Here is a 1,837-nt window from a genome sequence, read left to right as displayed (position 1 = left end):
AGGTCAACGATCTACTTATTGAGCTAGTATCAAAGACAGCGGTTAAAATGAGCGGTGCAGGCATTACACAGCTTAATGAACAGGAATTAGAGAATACTTTTGAGAGTATTAAGGCTCTAATTGAACTTGAAAAGGAATGTTTTAATATTTCTTTTGATTTTTTTCAACTCGCAGAATAGTGAACTACCCTAGAAATTTAGAACACTATTCAAATTTGATAACGGTGCTGAATTTCCCTAGAGATTTTGCACCGCTTATAAGTGAACATTACGCAACTTTGAAAGAATTAGAGTGTTATTACTCTTATGAAGATGCGCTGAATATGCTTGAAATTCTGGCGGTAAAAATCTCAAATGATTACACTATCCAGAAACAGCAACAGGACAAGATCAGTAGAATGAGGTAAATAAAATGGCTAGTATCGGAAATCAAATTTTAATTAAAATGGGGTTAGATTCTAGCCAGTTAGAAAAAGGCTTAAATCAGAGCAAACAGGAGATCAAGGCAACAGGGCAGGCAATTGATGCTATGGGCGCAAAATGGAAAGCAACGGCATCAATGCTCACACGTACCGTAATAGCACCTATTGCAGGCTTCATGTCGCTTGGCGCAGTTATCAAGTCTTATTTCTCAGGTGTGGCACAAGTCGCACAACTTACAGGCGCATATTCTCAGAAGATGGAGGAATGGCGCAAAAAACGTGCTATGCTCGCACGTTATAACAGAGAAGATATAGAGCTATACAAAAAAGGGCGTGAAGCAGTTGTAAAATTTCAAATCACAATGGATGATTTGAGCGCAAAAATTATGCGCTCGGTATCGCCTGCTATTAAGTGGCTGATTGATCGCCTTAATGATTTTTCAAACTGGATTGATAGAAATTCACAGAATATTATCCGCTTTTTCTCAGTAGTTGCAGGCGTAATTACAGCAATTCTTATCCCTGCATTTCTAAAGCTCGCAGTAGCTATGCTTACTAATCCTCTAACATGGATTATAGGCTTGATCGGTCTGTTAATTCTAGTTATTGATGATCTTGTTACTTATCTTAGAGGCGGTGAAAGTGCTCTAGGCGCATTTTGGAAACCGCTGATCGAATACACAAAGATTGCTTGGGAATGGATCACAAAATTCTTTAACGCCTTTACTCAGTCAGAGGGCGTAAAAGCAATTATTGCAATTACACATAATTGGTGGACACACCTTGCAAACGGCTTAAAGCAATTATGGGATCTAACTGTAAGATGGTTTAACTTATGGAATGAAAAGACAAACAACTTTAAAGGAATTGTTGAAGCATTCAAAGGCGTATTTCAGACTATATGGGGTTTATTTGAAACCTTAGAGGCAATTGTTGCAGGTGTTTTTGGCGCAATTGTAGCTCTCTTTACGGGTGATACTACCATGCTAAAGAACGCATGGAAGTTACTTTGTGATGGTTTAGAGAATACCTTTAAAGGCGCATTTAAGATTATTGAGGGTGTAATTATCCATGTTAAGGGTGTATTTGATGTACTGAAAGAAGTTATTAACAAGATTGTTGATGCGGTAATGAATTTTGGATCGGCATTGAAAAACGCCTTAAACATTGACGGTCTAATCGAAAAGGTTAAAAGCGGTTTATCAAATATTTTGCCTGATTGGGTTAAATCTACTTTAGGAATTAACACAGAAAACGGATCAGACAGTCAACCTACTATCTATGCAGGTACAGATGCACCTATAGTGCCAGATGTAGCAAGTATGCAAACCATGCAGGCACAAAGCAAAGGTAATTCAAACACAAATATAAGCCGTGAGCAGAATTTCTACATTAACACCAACAGTCCTGCAGTTG

1 protein-coding gene is annotated in these 1,837 nt (G+C 38.0%); it reads left to right on the top strand.

What is annotated here, in order from left to right:
- Positions 1-411: 411 nt before the first annotated feature.
- On the top strand, positions 412-1,837 hold a 1,426-nt coding region (locus tag ACJML3_RS03155), incomplete at its 3' end, for a hypothetical protein (RefSeq protein WP_406020541.1).

Source organism: Succinivibrio sp., assembly GCF_045124615.1.
GTDB lineage: Bacteria > Pseudomonadota > Gammaproteobacteria > Enterobacterales > Succinivibrionaceae > Succinivibrio > Succinivibrio faecicola.
This window is presented reverse-complemented; position numbering and strand designations above follow the sequence as displayed.